This is a genomic window from Tessaracoccus antarcticus (assembly GCF_003688855.1).
GTDB lineage: Bacteria > Actinomycetota > Actinomycetes > Propionibacteriales > Propionibacteriaceae > Arachnia > Arachnia antarctica.
The window spans coordinates 1-3,041 of the sequence record NZ_REFW01000012.1 but is presented as its reverse complement, the minus strand read 5'-3'; the positions used below and the strand labels follow the sequence as shown (position 1 = coordinate 3,041).

The window sequence follows — 3,041 nt, the reverse complement described above, 5'->3', positions numbered from 1 at the left end:
ATTTCGTCTTGTCTGAGTCTGTTATTAGGGGCAACAATAGTGAGTCTTTCAAGCAGGCCCCGGTTTCAGGCGGTGTGAAGATCACCACATCGCAAAACGTGCTGATATCAGCCAACGTTTTCGAACAGAATCTGACCGACGGCCTCTGGTTTGATGCGGAGGTTTCAGACGTAAGAGTCTTGGGAAACAAATTCGTGGACAATGGAGGAAACGGCCTGGAGTTGGAGATGTCGTCCGGGGTCCTCGTAGCGAATAACTACTTCATTCGGAATGTCAAGTCGGGCATCTATATCATCGACTCCAACACCATCTCGGTGTGGAACAATACATTCCACGACAACAAATCCTACTCGGTTCGCCTTTTCCAAGACACCAGACGCAGTTCTGACCCGGTGTTTTCGATGTTGGTCAGGGACGTTTCGCTGAAGAATAACGTGCTGTCCTATGGAGCGGGAAGCTGTCAGTATCTGGTGGACGATTACGAGAAGAAGATCAGCGGACAGACGATGCGGGTGAAATCGGAGGGCAATGCCTACCATCGGGCTGGTCCTTCCTCGCCCGCCAACCTCGTGTGTTGGGCAAATGGGGCCAAATTGGCAAGCTACAAGAACCTGGCCGACTTTCGTTCCGGCACGGGCAACGACTTGCGATCATCGCTCTCCGAGGGTGCCTCGATTCTCACGAGTTCCTTCCAGCTCACGCCTGCAGCGCTGGCAAATAGTTCGTCGGTGGCACTCCCCATCCCGGCCGCCGTGGCATCCGCTATCGGAGTGCCGGCAGACACGCGAAGACTCGGTGCGGTGACACCAATACTCAAGTAGGACACTGCGAACGCGATGGTGTGCCCCGCCAACGTTGCGGGGCACACCATCGTCGCCTATCGAGGACGAATAGAAGTGACTCGTGAAGGGTCCGCCCGTCTTCAATGAGGTCGCTGGGACCGCGCTGCTTCGGGACCGGGCGTCTCAATGGTGCCCCCACCATGGGTTTCGAGTGGTCGCCACTTTGGGGCTTGGGGCACAAGAGAGGGAACCCGCGGCATCGGCGCGTGACTCATTGGACTACCTGCAATCCGTTTCAATCGCCTCGGGTCGACACGAGCCGAGCGCAGCGAGGCTGACTTGGGCTTTCTCTTTCCCCTAATACCTCTCGCGATCCTCTCCTTGGGGCAAAACAGTTCCACACAAGCTATGACTCGAGCGGCGAAAGGGAGTGAGTCCGCACCCGACGGTCACCGTTGAGGTTAGCGTGGGCCCTGTGGAGAAGGGGTGGGTCGATCGTATGGATCACGGCGCCGAGCCATCGCTCGAAACGCCCGCTCTTCTGTATTAATTTCAATCTCTCTCTCTTGCTCAGCACCGTAGTCCGCACCGCTCCGATCACTTTGCGATGTCGCAACAGGTCCAATCCGATTCCACAGCGCTGTGTAAGGGTGTCTTGCCTGTCTTCGGGACTACCGCGAGAGCTACGAATATTGGCCGAGGGCTACGATAAAAGCAGCGGAGTCTCCGGGCGTTCTCATACCGCTACTTTCGACTCATACCGCTACTTTCGATCGGAACTGGTTGGCGGTCAATTCAGGAGCCACGCGGGTGTCAGCGAACACCCGAGGTTGCCTGAGAGTTTTCGTTCGCGCGGCCACATTGCGCGAGGTTTAGGCTGCGCGTAACCGGATTGCGAACTTCTCGCCTGCGTCATCTTTGTGACTGAGCCCTTCTTTGGAGATTTGTGGAATTGCCGACGAATCTGTGAAGAGCAGGGCTGTTTGGGACCTACTTCCGAACTGTTCGATATCCACGAGTGGGTGCTCGGTAAATAACTCAGAAACTTGAACACCATAGGCTGGACCGCAGCGGCAGCAAAGTATCACCGAAACTCACTGTTCTCACATCAAGGGTTGGGTGACGGTCTCCGAATTTGATTGAGCGAGCCGATGCTTGGGTGGGGGAGTGTGAAGGTGGACCAACTCGTCGCGCGGGTGTGGGCTCCTGCCAAGATATCTAGGAGGGGGTAGTTAGTTCATTGATTGATTAACGAATGATGTTCACCAAGCCGGGTGTAACGGCAATAATGATATCTGATATTCACCATCTGCGCATGGTTGCTGCGTGCTACCTGAACCCGATGCGAAGATTGCAACACCTGATGGCACGATGAAGCGGTCAGGCCTCCTACCCCCCTATGGAGTTGTACACATGATCAAGCACGTCCTCACTCTCTTGGCCGCCGCATCGCTTGCGGTTGCATCAACCGTCGCCGCACCGTCTCCAGCGTCGGCCGAAGTCAACGTCTACACCACTCCTGGTCGCCACGTGGTCGGCGGTCGGGAATGGAAAACTACTTGCTCCTCCTACGATGCCAACATCACGCGATGCCGCGCTGAGATCATGTCTGGCGGGAAGTGGCTGTTCAATAATCTCACCTACCTCGCGGTAGACCGGAAAATTTGGTTCGATAACCCGCTGGCGCGGCCTGGCTATTTTTCGTCGGGCGGCCGTGAATGGCTGACCTCCTGCAACGACGGCTGGACGGGCGCGAGCGCCTGCCGCTCCTTCATCAAGTCGGGTAGACAGTGGCTGTTCAACAGCTTGGTTTATTTCACCCCCGGAACAGTTGACTACCCCAAGTTCGTGTTCAGTCAGGAGACGGGCCGGCTGACTGCTGCGGCCACTCCCACCACGCGGCGGTGGGTCGTTGCCGACGTGCCGTTGTATGTGGGAGTTCCAGGGGGGGCCTCGAGCGGAACCATACTCAAGGGCTCCACCACGATCAGCACCCAGCGGACAACTGGTTCGTACAGCGAGATTTTTCACAAAGGCACCTTTGGCTGGGTGAAGACTGGCGCTATGACGCTAGATAGCATCGAATCGTCACGCAAGCCGGTGCCTACGGTGAAACCGTCGCCCACGGTCAAGCCGGCCCAGCCGGTTCAGCCTCCGGCCCCGCCGGTTCAGCCTCCGGCCCCTCCAGTTCAGCCTCCGGTTGTTCCGGCTGCGTCGGCGCTTGGTTCTGTGGCGGTGGGTTCGGCGTCGTATCCCGTG

The 3,041-nt window shown here is 57.3% G+C and carries 2 protein-coding genes; both read left to right on the top strand.

The genetic code is table 11. The annotated features are described in order from the left end of the window. Nucleotides 1-821 (top strand): right-handed parallel beta-helix repeat-containing protein (locus EAX62_RS16510; RefSeq protein ID WP_147454164.1); only part of this gene is annotated, 821 nt, incomplete at its 5' end. Nucleotides 822-2,195: 1,374 nt separating this feature from the next. After that, a partial coding sequence (locus EAX62_RS16595) for a hypothetical protein (RefSeq protein WP_199711366.1) occupies nucleotides 2,196-3,041 on the top strand: 846 nt, incomplete at its 3' end.